The following is an 18,461-nucleotide window of genomic DNA, read 5'->3' as shown; positions in this document are numbered from 1 at the left end:
GCCCTATTTATCTTTTTCATCCAATGGGTCAATCTTACTCGATTTTTCAGTATCTTTCAGACTTTTTACAGGTTCAGGTGTAATTTCAATATCCACATTCACCTTTTCAGTTTCCACACTGATACTTCCTGTTTCAGCATCCTGAGACACAGCAAGTAAAGGCACTGAGTAGAGACGACTCTGTTCATAACAGTCACGGGCGTGTCTGAGCAGGACTACGATCACCGCTGCAACAGGAAGTGCAATCAGCATACCAAGGAAACCTGCAAGCTGCGCACCGGCAAGGACAGCAAATACGACTGCGACAGGTGACAGACCAATTTTATCCCCCAGCAGAAATGGCTGAAGAATATAGCCTTCAACTGCCTGACCAATCATAAATACCACGCCGACCAGTACCAGCTGCATCCAGTCAATACCGAACTGAAACAGTGTAGCAATGACAGCAGCAATAATACCGACACCAAATCCCAGATAAGGAATGATACTGCACAGACCCGCCACCATGCCGATAATCAAACCGACTTCCAGACCGATCAGCTGTAAACCCACTGCATATACCACACCAAGCAGAAACATCACCAGAAGCTGACCTTTTACAAAAGCCCCCAGTACGCTGTGGCATTCACCTACAATATTTAAAGTATTTTTTTCATAACGACGGGGAATCAGGCGACGCATACTGTCCAGCATACGCTCCCAGTCCAGCAGGAAGTAAAACGCAATCACAGGAATCAGCACAACCACACCGCCAATCTGAATGAAATTCAGACCAGACTGTGCAATTTTCAGTGCCATGGTCTGAATACTGTCCGCACTGTAGTTGGTCTGAACATAATCCATAACAACTTTGGAAATCTGATCTACATCAATTTCCATAGGTTGCAGATTAAATGTATTCGATGCCCACGGTAAAAAAGTATAGTTGATCCAGTGAATACCGGCAGGAATACTGTCACGTGCATACATCAGCTGTTTCCATACCAGCGGTACAACAAACCATACTGCCCAGGTCAGTACAACACCAATGGCAACAAAAACAGTAGAAATAGCCAGCCAGCGTGGTAAGAGCTTACTCAGTTTCTGTACCAGGGGGCTGAACAGATAGGCAAGCAGGAAAGCCCCTATAAAAGGAATAACTACAGGCTTAAGTAAATATAAAATCCACAGAATCAGAGCAATGCCTGCCAGGATGAAAACGCGCTGTAAACTGCGGTCAACCATAAGAATCCGCCTTTTTTAAGTGTAATCGTTATGGAACATAAAATATTTTAGTAAAGATAGCATTTTAGCGCATAAATAACATAAGAGTTTCGTATATTCGGGTTATAATCCCCGCGCAAATGCGGAGACTTCATTATGAGCAACTCAACTTCTTCCCCAAACACTGGTTTAAGCTATAAAGACGCTGGTGTCGATATTGAAGCGGGCGACGCACTTGTCGATCGAATCAAATCTGTAGCGAAACGTACTTCCCGTCCTGAAGTGATGGGTGGATTAGGCGGCTTCGGCGCACTTTGTAAAATTCCTAAAGGTTATGAAGAACCTGTTCTCGTATCTGGCACAGATGGTGTTGGTACTAAATTACGTCTGGCACTGAATCTGAACCGTCATGACACCATTGGTCAGGATCTGGTTGCAATGTGTGTGAACGATCTTTTGGTCTGTGGCGCAGAACCATTGTTCTTTCTGGACTACTATGCAACCGGTCACTTAAATGTTGATGTTGCTGCCAATGTAGTTACTGGCATCGGCGCTGGTTGTGAACTTGCCAACTGTGCACTGGTCGGTGGTGAAACTGCTGAAATGCCTGGCATGTACGAAGGCGAAGACTACGATCTTGCTGGCTTCTGTGTCGGTGTTGTTGAGCAAAGTAAAATTATTGATGGCTCTAAAGTGAAAGCTGGTGACGTACTGGTTGGTGTTGCTTCTTCAGGCGCACACTCAAACGGTTACTCTCTTCTTCGTAAGATTTTAGACGTGAAAAACGTTGATCTGACTCAGATCGTTGACGGTCGCCCACTTGCAGATGTTGCGATGGAACCGACACGTATTTATGTCAAACCTATTCTTCAGTTACTGAAAGAAGTTGATGTTCACGCAATGGCTCACATCACAGGTGGTGGCTTACCGGGCAACCTGCCTCGCGTACTTCCAAACGGTGCTCAAGCTGTTGTTAATGAAGCATCATGGGAATGGCCAGAACTGTTCAAACTGCTTCAACGTGAAGGTGGTGTTGAACAGTTTGAAATGTACCGCACATTTAACTGTGGCGTAGGTATGGTTCTTGTGGTTGATGCAGCAGATGCTGATAAAACAGTTGAACTGCTGAACAGCCTGGGTGAAAAAGCTTTCACAATGGGTCACATTGCAGACAATGCTGAATCCGTTGAAGGTGCTGACGAAAAAATCCGTGTGATTTTTGCGTAAAACCTGATGATCAAAATTGCGGTACTAGTTTCAGGCAGTGGAAGTAACCTGCAGGCACTGATTGATGCAAATCTTTCTGGTGAAATCGTCGGAGTTATTTCCAACAGACCTGAAGCCTATGCACTTCAGCGTGCTGAACAGGCTGGCATTCAGACCACCGTTATTGAACATAAGCAGTATCCAAGCCGTCAGGCTTTTGATGATGTCATGCATCAGCAATTGCTTGAATGGAATGTAGACCTGGTGATTCTCGCTGGTTTCATGCGGATTTTAAGCCCTGAGTTTGTTCAGGCATGGGAAGGGAAAATGGTCAACATTCACCCTTCACTGCTGCCTGCATACAAAGGCATGCACACTCATCTGCGTGTGCTGAAAACAGGTGATACACTGCATGGCTGTACGGTTCATTTCGTCACAGCTGAACTTGATGCAGGACAGGCACTGACTCAGGGTGTACTCAGCGTCAGTCATAAAGATACTGCTGAGACCCTGGCAGAACGTGTTCATGTACTTGAACATCTGATTTACCCTCAGGCTGTTGAATGGATCTGTAATGGAACCATTCAGCATCTGAACAACGGTCAGGTGCTCTATAAAGGACAGCCTTTAACCCGCCCTGTTCAGTTCTGTAACTTCTGATTCAGCCACTTAAAAGCAAGATTTAAAACGCATCCTCGGATGCGTTTTTTATTTTCAGGCAATCCACCGAGCTACTGTCGATTGAAAACCTGAATATCTGTAAAAAAACAAACCATAAAAAATGCATCCTGAGATGCATTTTTATAAGTATCAGATGAAACTCAGATCAGTTAAGACTGAATCAGACTTTTGATCAAAGCTACTGTTTCCACAGGATGTTCCAGCGGGAACATATGGCTGCCTGGAACGACAGTATAAGGAACATTAAACTTTTTCTTCATCTGCTGCGGATAGCGACGCCCGATAAAAGGACCTTTTTCAGCTGCAACCAGATGAACCGGAACTTTCAGTTCAGACTGAGGCAACCACCACAGGGATGGATTGGTTCTGAAAATACTGACTTCATCCATTTTAGGAATGGTCAGTTCCACACCACCACGCGCATAATCATCTGTCAGTGCAAAATCAATATAAGCCTGGAAACAGTCCGCATCAAAATCCTGATAAAAGCCCTTTAGGCGCAGTAATTCTGCTGCCTGTTCCCGGCTGTCCCAGTGATCACGGCGACGAAGCGAAAGTGCTGCAGGAGACATGGTATCGACCATTTTCAGTTTCAGCAGTTTTGCGATATGCAAGGCAACTGAATCCTTACCCATAATCATAGGTGGATCGAGCATGATGACCTGAGAAAACAGCTCTGGACGCTGTTGTGCCGCTTTAAATGACAGCACAGCTCCCAGTGAATGTCCAAGCCCAATCACTTTACGTCCCTGAGCCTGCCGAACAATACTGTCAATGACCTGTCTGGTCAGGCTTTCCCAGTGATTATTCACTGGGTAGCTTTTATCAGGTCCAAGTAATGGCACATCAATCACATCATAATCATCACTCAGCAGATCAAACAGCTTCTGATAAACTTTTGATGGCACACCATTGGCATGGGCAAAATGAATTAATGGTTTCATCGTAACTCTGTTGCCTGCTCAGACTTGATCTGCTGTGAAACTGATGTTGCAAAACCCTGACCTATGCTGCTTCCCATACGTCCAAGTACAGAATCCAGCGGATTATATTCAATAGTATAGTTGAGGGCTTTGTCTGTTTTCAGCTCACGTTTCAGCGTCTGTAAACTACCGGTACGGTCTGCTATACCCAGTTTTACAGCCTGTTCACCAGTCCAGAACAGACCTGAGAAAATAGCTGGATCTGTAGATTTCAGTTTACTGCCACGACCTTTTTTCACAGCATTGATAAAATGCTCATGGACATTATCCAGCACACCCTGCACATGTGCTTTCTGAGCTGGATCGACCGGCTGAGTCATGGACAGTAATGCTTTATTTTCACCAGAAGTCATGGTTCTGTCTTCAACACCCAGTTTCTGCATCAGTCCATTTACCCCATAATTTGGCATAATGACACCGATTGAACCCACAAGACTTGATGGATTAACAATAATTTCATCCGCTGCAGAAGCGATATAATATGCACCCGAAGCCCCTGTATCACCAATAATGGCATACAGTTTTTTATCTTTATGCTGCTGTTTCAGATACTGAATTTCCTGCCATATTTCATCAGACTGAACCGGTGAACCTCCAGGTGAATTAATATTCAGCACCACAGCTTTACTGTTGCTGTTTTCATACGCTTTTTTCAGCGATTTAATTGTGTCTCTACTGTTTACACTCTGCTTGTCGGCAGCAATTGTCCCAATAATATCCACGACCGCAATATGTGAACCTGCGGTTGAAGTCGCATCTGTAGTTGCTGTACTGCAACCTTTCCCCAGCATCACCAGTACAAAAAGCACATAAGCAAAGGTCAGCAGTTTAAAAAAGATTCCCCAGCGGCGCGCTCTACGCTGTTCCTCAACCGAAGCGAGTACAGCTTTTTCAAGAATCTGCCATTCTTTGCCTGTAGGTTGCTGTCCATGGTTCTGGGCAGATGGCATTTCATTTTGTGGTTTTGGTGGCCAGTCGGACATAAAAACAATCCATTAATCAGTAAATTTGCTCTCATTATATACACAGGAATTGCCCAAACTGTTTAAACAGAATATTTTCACCTATAATATTTTCTCTTTTTTGCAATTTTTTTACTTCGACACAGCATAATGACAGATAAAAACCAACAGAGCTTAATCTATCATGTACTGAATTTCATCAGTCGCCAGCCTATTCAGATTTGCCGTTTTATTGCCCGCAACCTTGCGGGTTTGGTCAATGTTCTCAGAATTACAAAAACTTCTGAGATCATCCGTCTGAATTTAAGAATTGCCCTGCCTGATCTGACAGAGTCTGAACATGAACGGATCACAGCGCAGACCATCCGTAATGAACTGACCTCGTACTTCGAGTTTTTCAGCATCTGGGGATCATCCAACGAGAAAAATATTTCACGTGTTCACAGCATTACAGGTGAACAGCTGGTGCACGATGCACTGGCTGAAAAAAAAGGACTGGTACTGATTGTTCCTCATTTTGGAACCTGGGAAGTTATGAATTCTGTCATTGCCCAGCATACCAATATGACGATCATGTATAAACCTGTCAAAAATGCTGATGCCGATCAGTTTGTACGCAATGCCCGCAGCCGTGAAAATGCAACCCTGGTTCCTACCGATGAATCAGGCGTCCGCCAGATTTTTAAAGCACTGAAACAGGGAGGTACAACGGTCATTCTTCCTGACCATACTCCTCATCATGGCGGTGAACCCGTGCCGTATTTCGGTATTCCACTCGAATCGAGTAATTTAAGTGCCAAACTGATTCAGAAAACCAAAGCCCGTGCCCTGTTCCTGTATGCACTGAGAAATGACAACCATGGCTTTGATATGTTTATTGAACCCATGGATGAAAGCATCTATCAGGGAACAGCAAATGACGGAACACTGGTGATACATCAGGCAATTGAAAAGCTGATTCAGCGTTTTCCTGAACATTATCACTGGAGCTACAAACGCTTCAGAGCACATCCTGACTTAAGAAAAATTTATGATATTGACCGTGATACTGCACTTGCACAGGTCAATCAGGTCAGGAATGCGGCTCAGGATCATTCTGACTGATCATCCAGGGCAAGCTATCTCTGTAAAAACTCATCTGCATGGCTTTTCCTGGGACTGCACTAAAACTGACTGTCCCCTTTTCCACTGTACTGTATAAGGGAATATTCAAAGCTTTCAGACGCTGTATCACTTCCCGGGTCGGATGACCATAGCGGTTATCCTTTCCTGCTGAAACAATTGCCACAGCAGGCTGGTAATGCTTTAAAAAAGCATAGGCAGAACTGTGCCGACTGCCATGATGCCCAAGTACCAGTACATCCACTTTCAGTTCAGGATACTGCTGTAAAAGCTGAAATTCAGTAGGCCAGCCAGCATCGCCCATCAGCAGAAAATTCTGTATCCCTGTTGCCTGTCTGAACTGTACATACAACACACATGAAGTTTCATTACGTTCCTGTGCAGCCTGAGCCAGCTGTTCACCTAAGGGCAATAAAACCTGTACGGTCACCCCCTCACCCATTTGCCACTGCTGTCCCTGACTGCAATATTCAAACTGTGTCTTTACAGGAACGGAAAGTTGCTCACTGGAGAGCAGTTTTGTCACCAGAAGCCTGTCTTTAATATGTTCATAGGCACCACTGTGATCCTTATCAAGATGAGTCAGCACCATATAATCCAAAGTACGAATCCCTTTTACAGACAGAAACGGCAGAATAATCTGCTCACCTATACTGAACTGAGTTTCGTCTATACTCCCCCCAGTATCCACCATAAGACTCTGATTCTGATTACGGATAAATACCGACTGCCCCTGCCCTACATCCAGAATACTGAGTTCAAAACCATGCCGTGTATCATCATTCAAAAACACAGCCAGAAAGCACAAAGCTGCCCAGGTTTTAGGTAAAACACCCAAAGGCAGGAAAAGTAGAATCAGCCCCAGGATCAGACAGAACAACACCGAAGTATCCATGGCAATGGGGATCAGGGAGGGACGGAACAGCATATCCAGCAGGTTCAGACACCAGATTAACAATGCAATGCATTGATCATTCAGCCAGAAAACCGCACTGCTCAAAGGCTCACAGATAAAGAAACTCAGACCTGCAATGACATCAAGCGGTACAATCACCAGCCCAATCCATGGAATAGCAAACAGATTACTGAACGGTGTAATCCACGCAATCTGCTTAAAGAAAATAATCATAAACGGCAGCAAGGCAAAAAATATTTTCCATTGCGATATAAACAGAATGCCCAACATCCGCCTGATCTTTGACAGTCCACTATCCGGTGCTTCATGCTGTATTTTTTCTGAACGCTGTACCATCTGATAAATTCTCAACAGTACAAAACATGCGCCATAGGACAACCAGAATGCTGCTGACAGAATACTGAATGGATCCATCAATAACAGAACAGACGCACTGAACAACAGAATACTCAGTGGTTTCAGCTTCTGCCTGAGCAACAGTACCACCCCAATAATCAAGCTGCTGAATAATGTCCTGAGTGCCGGTATTTCAAAACCGACTAAAGCACAGTACAGCACTACACAACTGAGAAAAGGAACAATCACAAAATAGGGTCTAGGAATACGAAGATAGACAGTCACTTTATAACGGTTGATCAGCCAGATCAGACACCAGCAGACCATACTTGCCAGGATCAGCACATGAGGTCCCGAGATCGCAAGCAGATGGCTCATACCAAAGCGCTGAAACTGAATTTTGGTACTATCATCCAGCAGGCTTTCATCACCAGTCAGCAGTGCAAGTAATAATCCCTTGTTGCCAAATGAATGCTCCAGAATAAATTCACGTATTTCCAGTCGCTTCAGTTCAAACCATAACAGCACACGGGAAGGTACTGAGCGTTGCTGATGCAGAAAATCTGCATGACCTGCCATGTAAACATCCTGCTCTGTCAGCTCCTGAACGGCATGGATACTGAATCCCGACATGATGTTCTGTTGCAGATACCATTTTTCTACATCAAATGCGCCAGGCACGGCAAAACTGTGTGCCGGTCTGACAGTTCCTGTCAGATGATAATACCTGCCAGGGTGCAGTGAGACAGAATCCTGTCCTTCTGAGACTTCCTGCTTTCTGAAAGAAATCCACTGCACAGGCTGAGGGTGTCGCCCAAGTACTGTAATTTTCTGACTGACTGATTTTTCTTTCAATTCATTCAAGCGGTTTACATAGACAATCACATCTGTCTGTTCAGACTTTTCTTCTTTAAATTTCAGTCTTTCTGCCAGTCTGTTTTCAGCATACTGATATCCTGCCAGCAGACTGCTGACCAGTATCATGCACGAGCAGACATATTTCAGTCCGAGATTTGCTTTGTAGCGATGTACAATCACCAGGAACAATACCAGCATGGTCAAAGACGCAGATACAGGTAAGGCAGACAGACCAAAATCTGTCATGGATGTCCCCATGAAAGCAATTCCCAGTATCCATCCGATACAGATAAGCTGAACCATATCATTATTATCATTTTTATTTTGCGCAATAATAAAGCCCACCGAGGTGAGCTTCAATCAAGGATTACTTATCCACTATCAATGCATCAGCATCTCAGTCATCAATCCAGATACCGTCCTGCATGTGTTTAATAACATCGGCTGCCTGCGCAAGCTGTTCATCATGCGTCACGATCAGCATTGCCATATTGAATTCTTTACGCAGTTCAGCGAGCAGCTCATAAATTTTGACAGCAGTTTTACGGTCCAGATTCCCTGTCGGCTCATCTGCCAGCATCAATGCCGGTTTCGCAACAAGCGCACGTGCAAGTGCAACACGCTGACGTTCACCACCTGACAGCTCACCAGGCTTATGAGTCAGACGATGAGACAATCCTACACGATCCAGTAAAAACTCTGCCTGCTCCCTGACCTGTTTATAATGCGTGCCCTCTCTTAACATCAGAGGCATGGCGACATTTTCAAGTGCCGTAAACTCAGGCAGCAGATGATGGAACTGATACACAAATCCAAGATGCTGATTACGCTGATAACCCCGTTCTGCTTCACTCAGATTATCAAAGCGCTGTCCGTTTAAAAAAACCTGACCTTCAGTTGGACGATCGAGTCCCCCCAATACATGCAACAGGGTACTTTTTCCCGAACCACTTGATCCGACAATGGATACAAACTGCCCTGCTTCCACCTCTAAATTCAGACCACGAATGACCTCAACAGTTGTTTTTCCATCGGTAAAATGCTTTGAAACATTTTTGGCTTCAAGTACATATTTACTCATAACGCAGTGCCTCCGCCGGCTGAATTTTTGCAGCACGTAATGCCGGATACACAGTTGCCAGGAAGCTCAATACCAGAGAAACTGTCACGATCAGTGTGACATCCTGCCATCTTAAATACGAAGGTAAATAGTTGATAAAGTAAGCATCAAACAGATTCAGCCCAAGTGCCGTGTTCAACCCGTCAATAATCGTGCTGATACTTGAGGCAAAGATAATTCCAAGAATTGCACCTGAGACAGTCCCAATCACGCCAATGACGGTACCCTGAACCATAAAAATACGGGTGATCGTGGCTGGTGAAGCACCCAAAGTCCGTAAAATTGCGATATCGGATTTTTTATCTGTCACCACCATCACCAATGATGAAACAATATTAAATGCAGCGACAAGTACGATCAGGAACAGTAACAGGCTGACCATCGCTTTTTCCATCTGAATGGCACTGAACAGATTACCGTGAGTAAACGTCCAGTCAGATGCATAAAAGTTTCCAGGCAGGTCTTTCACAATATCGTTAGCAACCTGAGGTGCAGCAAAAATATCATCCAGTTTCATCCGCACACCTTGCGCACCGTCCGGAAGACGCAGCAATGTCGAAGCATCATTCAGCGCAATATAGCCCATCATGGAATCAACTTCAGCACCAATACTGAAAATACCGACAATTTTAAAACGCTTGAAACGGGGTACAACACCTGCTGGAGATGGCGTCGCCTCAGGAAGGACCAGGGTAATGTTGTCATTCAGCCCTAAACCCATTGATTCTGCCATCTGCTTGCCCAGCACAATACCAAACTCACCTTTTTTCAGATTGTCGATACTGCCTTCAACCATATGATTCTGGATAATTGAAACCTTTTTTTCATATTCTGGTTCAATCCCCGTGACCATGATTCCAGCCACCTGCCCCTGTGCCGTCAGCATTCCCTGAAGCTGGGTAAAAGGTGCTGCACCTGTCACGTGTTCGTGCTGTTCAACTTTTTTTGCAAGTTGCGGCCAATCTGTTAAAATTTGTGTTGAAGAAACAGTGGCTTGAGGTATCATTCCCAATACACGGTTTTTCAGCTCCCGGTCAAATCCATTCATAACAGAAAGGACTGTAATCAATACAGCGACACCAAGGGTGAGGCCGATCATGGAAACGAGAGCAATAAAAGAAATAAAGTGGTTACTGCGCCGAGCGCGAGTATATCTCAACCCTATGTAAAGCGAGATTGGTTTAAACATACCATCTAGTCCGAGGTAATACATTATGGAAAATTTACAGCATCAAAACGCGGCGACTGAACGACGTGTGATGTCCAGAATCGATGCTGCCTTAAGAATCAACTATCAGATTATCTCTGATGAAGTTGCTCTGAATGATCCTTACGATCCTAACTTTGTTTTACCACGTTATTTTCTACTACTCGCAGAATTAGATCAATTTGATCATGCACTAAACTACGAATTAGAACAATTAACTGAAAAAGATCAACAAATTGCTCGAATCTTATCCTTATTCAACCAGAAATTAAACCTTATCACTGGGTCTTTATACGATGCAATTGTACAATCCATGTTACCAGTCCCTGAACAGGTCAACTTTTCTGAGAGCGGTTTAAGCTTTTACAGCGACCGTCTGATTGCTGAAGGAACCTATATTCACCTCACCCTCAGCCATCCTGAAAACTTTTTCCACATCGCTGCAACAGCTCAGGTTGTTTACAGCCGTGAGGAAGAAAACGGAAAATACCGAACCGGTGCATATTTCATCACACTGCATCCGCAGGACCGTTCAAAATTAGGTGAATGTGTAGAACTGACTCAGAATAAACAGTAACAGTGCTGTTTATTTCCGGGCAGTTCTGCGTGCCAGTTCTCTGCTGGCTTTCAGATCACGGTAAAAATAAACAAACAGACCGAACAACAGCACAAACGCACCAGCAAACACCATGACTGATAACTGCTCATTATTCAGCACAGCACCAATAAACAGTGCAATCATGGGAGTCATGACCGTTGTCAGCGAAAGTGTGGTTGCCTGAATATTCTGTACCAGTTTGAAATAACAGAACATTGCAATCAGTGACGCCATGATCACAGCATAGAACAGTGCCATTAAAGATTTAGCAGATGGAATATGGTCTGGAATATGCTGCCAGATAAACGGCAGCAGACAGATTGCAGCCACTGTCGAGACTAAAATTGAACCTGTTGCCTGTGCCATGGGCTCAACATCTGCATTGACCTTTTTGACCCAGAAGATAGACAGTGAATAAGTAAAAACACTCATCAGCATCAACCCAATACCAAAGGGCTGAATATGCTGATTTTCCCCACCAAAACAGATAATGCTCAGACCGGCAACTGCAATCAGCATCCCTGTCCACTGCATTCGGCTCAGATGTTGCTGAAATCCCAAACGACCGATTAAGCCTGCCATAATCGGTGCCAGACCAAACATCAGAGCAATAATGCCTGAACTGAGATAATCCGTCGCAATATAAGTAAAAATCTGCGAACCGATCAGACTGAAAGAACCTGCCAGATAACTGTGTAATGAAACTTTATCGACAGGAAAATGTATTTTTAAAATAACCAGAAGTACAGCAGCAATCGGCAATGCAATAAAAAAACGCAATACCAGTGCCCACATCAGATGCAGGTCTGAAACACTCCATACAATGGCAAGTGGTGTAGTCGCCCATATAAATATTAACAGGATATATGTGAACAGAATGTTCGATCTGGATGGCATGACTGACCTGATGAATTAAGCTGTTTTACGTTTCTGTTTCTGAATAGTCTGATCAAGAGAACCTGAAAACTCGCGTTTATCACGTTCAGAAATTGGAGGAGGTCCACCTGTCTGCACGCCTGCACCTCTTAATGTTTCCATAAAATCACGCAAATGCAGGCGGGCTTTGATATTTGCATCCGTATAAATTTCACCACGGGGATGAATTGCTATTCCGCCTTTTTCGATGACCTGAGCCGCCAGTGGAATATCCTGAGTAATCACGATGTCATGTTCCTGCATGCGGTTCACGATTTCCTGATCCGCAGCATCCGCACCATGCATTACCTGAATGGAATTGATTCTGACCGATGGGGTGACACCCACATTCTGATTTGCCACAAAAGTCACTTCCAGCTGATAACGGTCAGAAGCACGTAAAATCACATCACGGAGAATTCTGGGCAGTGCGTCAGCATCCACCCATAATTTAAATGGCAGCACCTGAGTCTGATATCCTGTTTCAATATGTGCCTATTCTATCAAATCCAGCCATCAGTCTGTATGACTAAATGATAAAGTCAGACTTCCTGTCCCTTTTTCAGCCTCTGTTTTCATATCTAAGTCATGAAATTTACGTACAGGGACTTGAAATCTGACATTAACCCTCGATTTAATATATACATATAACCCAACATCAATTGTGCATATGAAAAACCAGAACAGACCAGAAGTTATCACCATTGAAGATCAGCACTTTGGCAGTCATGTAGAGCACTGGAGCCTTCTAACAGATCAACCCACACAGGATGTTCCCAAATGGTTAAGTCTGGCACTGGATGAACCCGTCATGCCAATGGGGTTATGCTCTGAAGAATGCGATATGGATGAAAGCAGTTGGTTTATTCAGGGACCAGGCAAATCTCCTGTCCAGCTCTCACAGGTCATTGCTGTTGAGAACAACCGTCCAAAATCAGTAAAAACTGCATTTCCGTGCTTTGAAAGCCCTTATAAAACCGTTGCAAGTATAGATCGTATCATTACCTGTCACACCAACACCCAGGCTGTGCTACAGCTGAATCTCGGCTCAAATACAGTGGTTTATGCATTTGACAGCTTATACAGCGTCAATCACGATCACTATGAAAAAAATCAGCAGTATACAGTTCATCTGAATGCATGGGCTTATGAGCTTGAAACAGTCGCAGAACATGAACAGCTGGTTGTGGATGATCCGGCTTCCATTAAACACCATCGGGCACTCAATGATATTCTCGCTGCCAACAATGGTATTGCGCCTGAAAACCTTCAGGAACAGATTGATGCATGGGAACCGACATCTGAAGATGACAAAGCACCTGTAACCGTCGATTTTTCAAAAATGGTTGCTTACCTTTATGGAGAAACCCTCGGACAGGAAGATGAAGCCTGGTTTCAGGGCAATATCGTGGGTAAAACATCCATGCAGTTTATGAATGAGCAATACACGCTGTATGATGTCGCCCTGATTCATGAACACGATCAGGAAGCTGTGCTGATCCGTATAGCAACACGCGACCCTGCTTATGCAGACTTTGAGATTGGTCAGTTCATTCGAGGTAATATCTGGATTCAGGCTTATATCTACGCTAAAAAATCCTGATTTAAATTTAAAAGAATCCATTTCACAGCTCAGATTTATTTTAACTCTGAGCTGTTTTTTTATTATTTTTCCAGCAGTTCCCTCACCTCGCCATTAAGTTATCCACAGAAATACGATTATTCAAATTTATTAAATTCATAATAAGCTACACTTATCCACAGTTTAAATTCAAAACAGTCAGGATTTTATAATCTTTATCCACTGCCTGTTAAACCAGATCATTTTCAATATAAATAAATAAAATTATATATTTTCAATAGCTTATAAAATAAATAAAATGACCAGAATAAAAATGTATGTTTTATTATATTTAATTGCATTAGTACTTTATTTAATCAATTTTTTATGCATATAATATGTTCAAGAAATAGGATTTAACGATAAATAGATCGGAAAAGAGATATCTATGAAAATCGTACAAGAAGAAAACATGCAACAGGTTGAACATCATTTAATCAAGCGTTATCCGCTTGACCTACACTCCTGTCTGTTTTTTATATTAGGCATGATGATCTCAGGCTTTATTGCTCATCATTTTATTTTCTGAATATAACCAATAAAAAAAGCCCATCTATGGATGGGCTTTTTTGACTGTCTGAATTAACCCTTGCGTTTTGCAAAGTCATCCATAAAGTTCACAAGTGCCTGCACACCTTCAAGTGGAACAGCATTATAAATACTTGCACGCATACCACCAACTGAACGGTGACCAGCAAGATTTAACAGATGATTTTCTTCCGCTTCTTTCAGGAACAGTTTATCCAGCGCTTCATCAGCCAGGGTAAACGGTACATTCATAATCGAACGGTTCTGTACAGCAATTGGGTTATTATAGAAATCGCTTCCATCAATATAACCATAAAGCAGATCTGATTTCTGAAGATTGGTTTTGTGCATTGCATCCACACCACCATTTTCCAGTAACCATTCAAATACCAGACCAGATAAATACCATGCATAAGTTGCTGGTGTATTGACCATGGAATCATTTTTAGCCTGCGAACCATATTTCAATAAACTTGGAATTTCAGGTTTTGCCTGATCAAGTAAATCGTCACGGACAATCACTAAAGTTAAGCCAGCAGGACCGATATTTTTCTGCGCACCTGCATAAATCAGACCAAATTTTGATACATCCAGTGGCGCAGATAAAATGCTTGAAGAAAAATCTGAAACTAAAGGTTTATCTGTTTCAGGGATACCGGCAAACTGAATGCCACCAATAGTTTCATTATCAGCATAATGCACATAAGCAGCATCATTCGACAGGTTCCAGTTACTTTGATCGCTGATCGCTAATTTACCATCGATGCTTGTACCTGCTTCAATGATATTGATATCACCATAACGCTGAGCTTCTTTGGTTGCTTTTTCAGACCAGATACCCGTATGGATATAATCCGCTTTAGGATTTTTACCCAGCAGGTTTAAAGGAATAGCAGAAAACTGTAAGGACGCACCACCCTGTAAAAACAGAACTTTGTAGTTTTCAGGAATGTTCATCAGTTTACGAAGATCAGCTTCTGCCTTTTCAGCGACAGCCACATAGTCTTTGCTACGGTGGCTCATTTCCATGATGGATAAGCCTTTACCCTGCCAATCCAGCATTTCAGCCTGAGCTTTTTCTAAAACGGCAGTAGGTAATGCAGCAGGACCAGCACAGAAATTGTACGCGCGCATGATTTTTCCCTTTTGTGAAGTGAAACGAATGAAATAGGCGCATTTAACCACAAATCAGCTATTCTTGCAGTAGCTTTGTCAGTCAATATTTTCAATATGAATGCTGAAATAGAGCTGATATTTCAATAAGAAAAACTGAACCAAAGAAGATTTTTCTCTGTATTTTTAGAATATTATGAACTGATGATTTATGTATCCTGCACTGAAAATCTGAGTTTTCAGAATAAAACTTCATGACGTTTCATAGCTTCAAGCACAGAAAAATATGACAATCTGAATTTTTCGATGCTAAAAGCATGGCATACTACAAAATATATACATTTCAGTCCGAACCTTTAGATTATTTGCACTACATTTTTAAAGGTAAAATAATTTTAAATTTAATCAGATGCCGACAGCTTTCCGATGAAGATAAAAAGAGCAAATCATAAAAAAGTCTTATCAACTGCCACACAGTTCTGCTCCTGTCTTGGAATCATTCCCTGCCTGTTGCTCAGCAGTTCCCTGCATGCTGAAAGTCTGAGTTATGTTCAGGCAGAACAACAGATTCTACAGGACTCCTATACCAGTCAGGCAAATCAGGCTTTGCAGAAAGCTTCCGAACTCGAGGCTGATGCAGTCAAAGGACTGGGACTGCCCCGTGTAGACTTAAATGTCCGTGCTTATGCTTTTCATAACGAAGTCGATATTCCACTCGATTCATTTAAAAACAATCTGGAACATACGCTCTCACAAGGGGTCAATGACAAAGTCAATCAATGGCAGACTGAACAGAATTTACCTTCAGGTATTGCTGATCCACTTAAACAGGGACTGAACCAGACCATCCACAGTGGTATGGGTTTATTTCCTGATTCAGCAAATGTCGTACTTGAAGACGAAGTGATCCGTCCCACTGTTTCTGTACTGATGCCCCTTTATACAGGAGGACTGACCACATCCGCCAAAGAAATTGCTGGAATTAAAGCCCAGAGAAGTCAGCTGACCACGAAACAGCAACAGGATGTTCAGCGATTTGAACTGATTCAGGTATATTTTGGTGTACAGCTGAAAAAACAGTTGCTGCATTCAGCTCAGTTCAATATGAATGCAATGCAGAAACATTATAACAATGCTTTAAAACTGGAAAATCAGGGTTTCATCAGTAAAGGACAGCGGATGCAGTTTGAAGTTGCAAAAAACAATGCAGAACGAAATCTACAAAATACCCAGGCTGATCTGAAAGCCAGCCTGTTTCAGCTGAATAACTTAATGCAAAGCAGTCAGATCACCGATCTGAACACCCCTTTATTCATTAATTCAACTCAGAATCAGTCTTTAAGCACTTTACTGAAAACCTATCAGGATCAATCTTCACTGATCCGTAAAATGCAGCTGGATACTGAACTTGCCAGTGCCAATGTCAAAGCCCAGAGTGCAGCCAAAAAACCGAATCTGTTCGCATTTGGTGAATACAGCCTCGATGAAAAACAGAACTGGATTGTAGGCGTTGTTGCACGTTATAACCTGTTCTCGGGTGTTGATAAAAACAAAAATATTCAGGCTGCCGAGCTGCAACGCTATGCCTCTCAGTTACTGACAGCACGCACCCGACAGGAAACCGAAAACATTATTTTTAAATCCTATACTGAAATCACTACAGCACAGCAAAGTAACCTTTTGATTCAACAAAATATAAAAGCGGCTCAGGAAAATTTAAAAATTCAGGAGCTGTCATTTAAAGAAGATATGGGAACAGCAACACAGGTGGTTGATGCGCAGAATTCACTGACAGTTCTTCAGTCTGAACAGGCTTTAAATGCCTATAAATACATTCTTTCGCTCGCTGCGCTTTTACAGAGCCATGGTTCCATAGATCAGTTTCAGAGCTATGTGAATCAGACCAATACGATTTATATTCGCTGACCTGGAGAAGAAACATCATGACAAATGACTCAGCATCATCTGATCTGGACAACACTTCCTCCACTTCAGATCAACCGAATGAAAATTCAGAAACTGAAAATACTGAAACTGTGAATGAACCACCTTCAACAGAAAATGAACAGGCAGTTTCAGAAACAACCGAAGACAATCCAGGGTTCCCGCTGAAAAAAGTTGTCATTGCAATCATCATTATTGCCTTGCTGGGACTGATTGCCTTTGGACTGTGGAAAAGCTATCAGCCTAAAACCGTAGAATTACAGGGTCGGGTGGAAGCTGAAACAGTTCATGTCAGCACAAAAATACCCAGCCGTATTGAAGAACTTTATGTACATGACGGTCAGAAAGTGACTAAGAACCAGCCTCTTGTACGTCTGTTCAGTCCTGAAGTTGATGCAAAAAAACAACAGGCACTTGCTGCGCTTCAGTCTGCGCTCGCCCTTCAATCCACCGCAGAACGTGGCTCACAACAGGAAAATATAGATACACTGTATGCCAACTGGCAAAGCATGAAAGCGCAGGAACATCTGGCTGTCACAACCTTCCAGCGTGGAGAAAAACTGTTTAAGGAAGGTGTCATTTCACGGCAACGTAAAGATGAAATGCAGGCAGCTGCTCAGTCTGCAGCTCAGTTGACCGAAGCATCCTATCAGCAGTATGCCCGCGCTAAACGTGGAAGCACTCCTGAACAGCAGTCAGGAGCAGATGCTCAGGTTGCCATAGCCAATGCAGCCGTTGCAGAAGCAAATGCTCTGGAAGCAGAAACACGGTTACTTTCACCTGTGAATGGAACTGTATCCAAAACGTATGGCAAAGTATCTGAACTGGTCGCTACTGCCGTACCTGTGGTCAGTATTCTGCTTGACGATGATTTATGGGTCAGTCTGAATGTCCGTGAAGATCAGTATGCTCAGGTGTATAAAACAAAGACAATGGAAGGTTATATTCCTGCCCTGAAGAAAAACGTCAGTTTTAAAATTAAGCATATCGAAGCTGAAGGTGAATTTGCCACCATCAAAACCACCAGACAGACTGGGGGTTACGATATCCGCAGTTTTAAAATCCATCTTGAACCTGTCCAAGCTGTTCCAGATCTGAAAGTCGGCATGAGTGTACTCTTCAAAGTGCAGGAGTCCCGCTAGTGTTTG

Annotated in this window: 17 protein-coding genes; 8 read left to right on the top strand and 9 right to left on the bottom strand. The window is 43.1% G+C overall.

All coding sequences use genetic code 11. From position 1 onward, the window contains the following. Positions 1-3: 3 nt before the first annotated feature. Complete coding sequence (gene cxpE, locus CDG61_RS06225) at positions 4-1,224, bottom strand: chloramphenicol efflux transporter CxpE (protein WP_087550794.1); 1,221 nt, start codon at positions 1,222-1,224, stop codon at positions 4-6. 135 nt (positions 1,225-1,359) lie between these two features. Between cxpE and purM the strand changes: the two genes are divergently transcribed. Together purM and purN are read left to right on the top strand one after the other, a co-directional pair. After that, on the top strand, positions 1,360-2,430 hold the full coding sequence (purM, locus tag CDG61_RS06220) for a phosphoribosylformylglycinamidine cyclo-ligase (protein WP_087511214.1): 1,071 nt from the start codon (positions 1,360-1,362) through the stop codon (positions 2,428-2,430). A 6-nt stretch (positions 2,431-2,436) separates the two neighbouring features. After that, complete coding sequence (purN, locus tag CDG61_RS06215) at positions 2,437-3,069, top strand: phosphoribosylglycinamide formyltransferase (RefSeq protein ID WP_087550793.1); 633 nt, start codon at positions 2,437-2,439, stop codon at positions 3,067-3,069. Positions 3,070-3,239: 170 nt separating this feature from the next. Here purN and CDG61_RS06210 read toward each other — a convergent pair whose 3' ends face one another. Further along, positions 3,240-4,034 carry an alpha/beta fold hydrolase gene (locus tag CDG61_RS06210; RefSeq protein WP_087550792.1) on the bottom strand — a complete coding sequence of 265 codons (795 nt, stop codon included), beginning with the start codon at positions 4,032-4,034 and terminating at the stop codon, positions 3,240-3,242. Continuing rightward, positions 4,031-5,056: a signal peptide peptidase SppA gene (sppA, locus tag CDG61_RS06205; RefSeq protein ID WP_087550791.1), complete on the bottom strand. Its 1,026-nt coding sequence runs from the start codon at positions 5,054-5,056 to the stop codon at positions 4,031-4,033. The genes CDG61_RS06210 and sppA overlap by 4 nt, the downstream gene beginning before the upstream one ends. Before the next feature lie 129 nt (positions 5,057-5,185). Here sppA and CDG61_RS06200 point away from each other — a divergent pair, with 129 nt between their 5' ends. Then, a complete protein-coding gene (locus tag CDG61_RS06200; RefSeq protein ID WP_087550790.1) occupies positions 5,186-6,139 on the top strand; it encodes a lysophospholipid acyltransferase family protein in 954 nt (317 codons plus the stop codon). Here CDG61_RS06200 and CDG61_RS06195 read toward each other — a convergent pair. The 3 genes from CDG61_RS06195 to CDG61_RS06185 form a co-directional block, all read right to left on the bottom strand. Further along, positions 6,108-8,570, bottom strand: coding sequence for a DNA internalization-related competence protein ComEC/Rec2 (locus tag CDG61_RS06195; RefSeq protein ID WP_087550872.1), 2,463 nt, complete (start codon positions 8,568-8,570; stop codon positions 6,108-6,110). The genes CDG61_RS06200 and CDG61_RS06195 overlap by 32 nt on opposite strands. A gap of 94 nt (positions 8,571-8,664) precedes the next feature. After that, positions 8,665-9,348 carry a lipoprotein-releasing ABC transporter ATP-binding protein LolD gene (gene lolD, locus CDG61_RS06190; RefSeq protein ID WP_087550789.1) on the bottom strand — a complete coding sequence of 228 codons (684 nt, stop codon included), beginning with the start codon at positions 9,346-9,348 and terminating at the stop codon, positions 8,665-8,667. After that, positions 9,341-10,576 carry a lipoprotein-releasing ABC transporter permease subunit gene (locus CDG61_RS06185; protein ID WP_087550871.1) on the bottom strand — a complete coding sequence of 412 codons (1,236 nt, stop codon included), beginning with the start codon at positions 10,574-10,576 and terminating at the stop codon, positions 9,341-9,343. The genes lolD and CDG61_RS06185 overlap by 8 nt, the downstream gene beginning before the upstream one ends. Before the next feature lie 25 nt (positions 10,577-10,601). Here CDG61_RS06185 and CDG61_RS06180 point away from each other — a divergent pair, with 25 nt between their 5' ends. Then, a complete protein-coding gene (locus tag CDG61_RS06180; RefSeq protein ID WP_087511202.1) occupies positions 10,602-11,171 on the top strand; it encodes a PilZ domain-containing protein in 570 nt (189 codons plus the stop codon). A gap of 9 nt (positions 11,172-11,180) precedes the next feature. On the opposite strand, the gene CDG61_RS06175 is transcribed toward CDG61_RS06180, so the two are convergent. Both CDG61_RS06175 and CDG61_RS06170 read right to left on the bottom strand, forming a co-directional pair. Then, positions 11,181-12,089 (bottom strand): DMT family transporter, encoded by a 909-nt coding sequence (locus tag CDG61_RS06175; RefSeq protein WP_087550788.1) that lies wholly within the window; start codon positions 12,087-12,089, stop codon positions 11,181-11,183. Between the two features lie 15 nt (positions 12,090-12,104). Then, on the bottom strand, positions 12,105-12,572 hold the full coding sequence (locus CDG61_RS06170) for a YaiI/YqxD family protein (RefSeq protein WP_087511695.1): 468 nt from the start codon (positions 12,570-12,572) through the stop codon (positions 12,105-12,107). Positions 12,573-12,777: 205 nt separating this feature from the next. On the opposite strand from CDG61_RS06170, the gene CDG61_RS06165 reads away from it, so the two are divergent. Both CDG61_RS06165 and CDG61_RS17445 read left to right on the top strand, forming a co-directional pair. After that, a complete protein-coding gene (locus tag CDG61_RS06165) occupies positions 12,778-13,710 on the top strand; it encodes a hypothetical protein (protein WP_087511198.1) in 933 nt (310 codons plus the stop codon). Positions 13,711-14,116: 406 nt separating this feature from the next. Then, positions 14,117-14,257: a hypothetical protein gene (locus CDG61_RS17445; protein ID WP_171405435.1), complete on the top strand. Its 141-nt coding sequence runs from the start codon at positions 14,117-14,119 to the stop codon at positions 14,255-14,257. 53 nt (positions 14,258-14,310) lie between these two features. Here CDG61_RS17445 and serC read toward each other — a convergent pair whose 3' ends face one another. Further along, complete coding sequence (serC, locus tag CDG61_RS06160; protein WP_087550787.1) at positions 14,311-15,390, bottom strand: 3-phosphoserine/phosphohydroxythreonine transaminase; 1,080 nt, start codon at positions 15,388-15,390, stop codon at positions 14,311-14,313. Between the two features lie 405 nt (positions 15,391-15,795). Here serC and CDG61_RS06155 point away from each other — a divergent pair, with 405 nt between their 5' ends. Both CDG61_RS06155 and CDG61_RS06150 read left to right on the top strand, forming a co-directional pair. Next, entirely contained in the window at positions 15,796-17,295 is a 1,500-nt protein-coding gene (locus tag CDG61_RS06155; RefSeq protein ID WP_087550786.1) for a TolC family protein, read from the top strand. 17 nt (positions 17,296-17,312) lie between these two features. After that, a complete protein-coding gene (locus CDG61_RS06150) occupies positions 17,313-18,455 on the top strand; it encodes an HlyD family secretion protein (protein ID WP_087550785.1) in 1,143 nt (380 codons plus the stop codon). Positions 18,456-18,461: the final 6 nt, after the last annotated feature.

Source organism: Acinetobacter sp. WCHAc010052, assembly GCF_002165295.2.
Taxonomy (GTDB): Bacteria; Pseudomonadota; Gammaproteobacteria; order Pseudomonadales; family Moraxellaceae; genus Acinetobacter; species Acinetobacter chinensis.
The sequence above is the reverse complement of the archived record's forward strand: the minus strand, read 5'-3'. Positions and strand labels throughout refer to the sequence as shown.

What these genes read in the sequence shown, in the direction of transcription:
- CDG61_RS06155 (WP_087550786.1), top strand. Translation starts at nt 15,796, where the DNA reads ATGAAGATAAAAAGAGCAAATCATAAAAAAGTCTTATCAACTGCCACA.
- CDG61_RS06150 (WP_087550785.1), top strand. Translation starts at nt 17,313, where the DNA reads ATGACAAATGACTCAGCATCATCTGATCTGGACAACACTTCCTCCACT.
- CDG61_RS17445 (WP_171405435.1), top strand. Translation starts at nt 14,117, where the DNA reads ATGAAAATCGTACAAGAAGAAAACATGCAACAGGTTGAACATCATTTA.
- lolD (WP_087550789.1), bottom strand. Translation starts at nt 9,348, where the DNA reads ATGAGTAAATATGTACTTGAAGCCAAAAATGTTTCAAAGCATTTTACC.
- CDG61_RS06180 (WP_087511202.1), top strand. Translation starts at nt 10,602, where the DNA reads ATGGAAAATTTACAGCATCAAAACGCGGCGACTGAACGACGTGTGATG.
- serC (WP_087550787.1), bottom strand. Translation starts at nt 15,390, where the DNA reads ATGCGCGCGTACAATTTCTGTGCTGGTCCTGCTGCATTACCTACTGCC.
- CDG61_RS06185 (WP_087550871.1), bottom strand. Translation starts at nt 10,576, where the DNA reads ATGTTTAAACCAATCTCGCTTTACATAGGGTTGAGATATACTCGCGCT.
- CDG61_RS06195 (WP_087550872.1), bottom strand. Translation starts at nt 8,570, where the DNA reads ATGGTTCAGCTTATCTGTATCGGATGGATACTGGGAATTGCTTTCATG.
- CDG61_RS06200 (WP_087550790.1), top strand. Translation starts at nt 5,186, where the DNA reads ATGACAGATAAAAACCAACAGAGCTTAATCTATCATGTACTGAATTTC.
- purM (WP_087511214.1), top strand. Translation starts at nt 1,360, where the DNA reads ATGAGCAACTCAACTTCTTCCCCAAACACTGGTTTAAGCTATAAAGAC.
- purN (WP_087550793.1), top strand. Translation starts at nt 2,437, where the DNA reads ATGATCAAAATTGCGGTACTAGTTTCAGGCAGTGGAAGTAACCTGCAG.
- CDG61_RS06175 (WP_087550788.1), bottom strand. Translation starts at nt 12,089, where the DNA reads ATGCCATCCAGATCGAACATTCTGTTCACATATATCCTGTTAATATTT.
- cxpE (WP_087550794.1), bottom strand. Translation starts at nt 1,224, where the DNA reads ATGGTTGACCGCAGTTTACAGCGCGTTTTCATCCTGGCAGGCATTGCT.
- sppA (WP_087550791.1), bottom strand. Translation starts at nt 5,056, where the DNA reads ATGTCCGACTGGCCACCAAAACCACAAAATGAAATGCCATCTGCCCAG.
- CDG61_RS06210 (WP_087550792.1), bottom strand. Translation starts at nt 4,034, where the DNA reads ATGAAACCATTAATTCATTTTGCCCATGCCAATGGTGTGCCATCAAAA.
- CDG61_RS06165 (WP_087511198.1), top strand. Translation starts at nt 12,778, where the DNA reads ATGAAAAACCAGAACAGACCAGAAGTTATCACCATTGAAGATCAGCAC.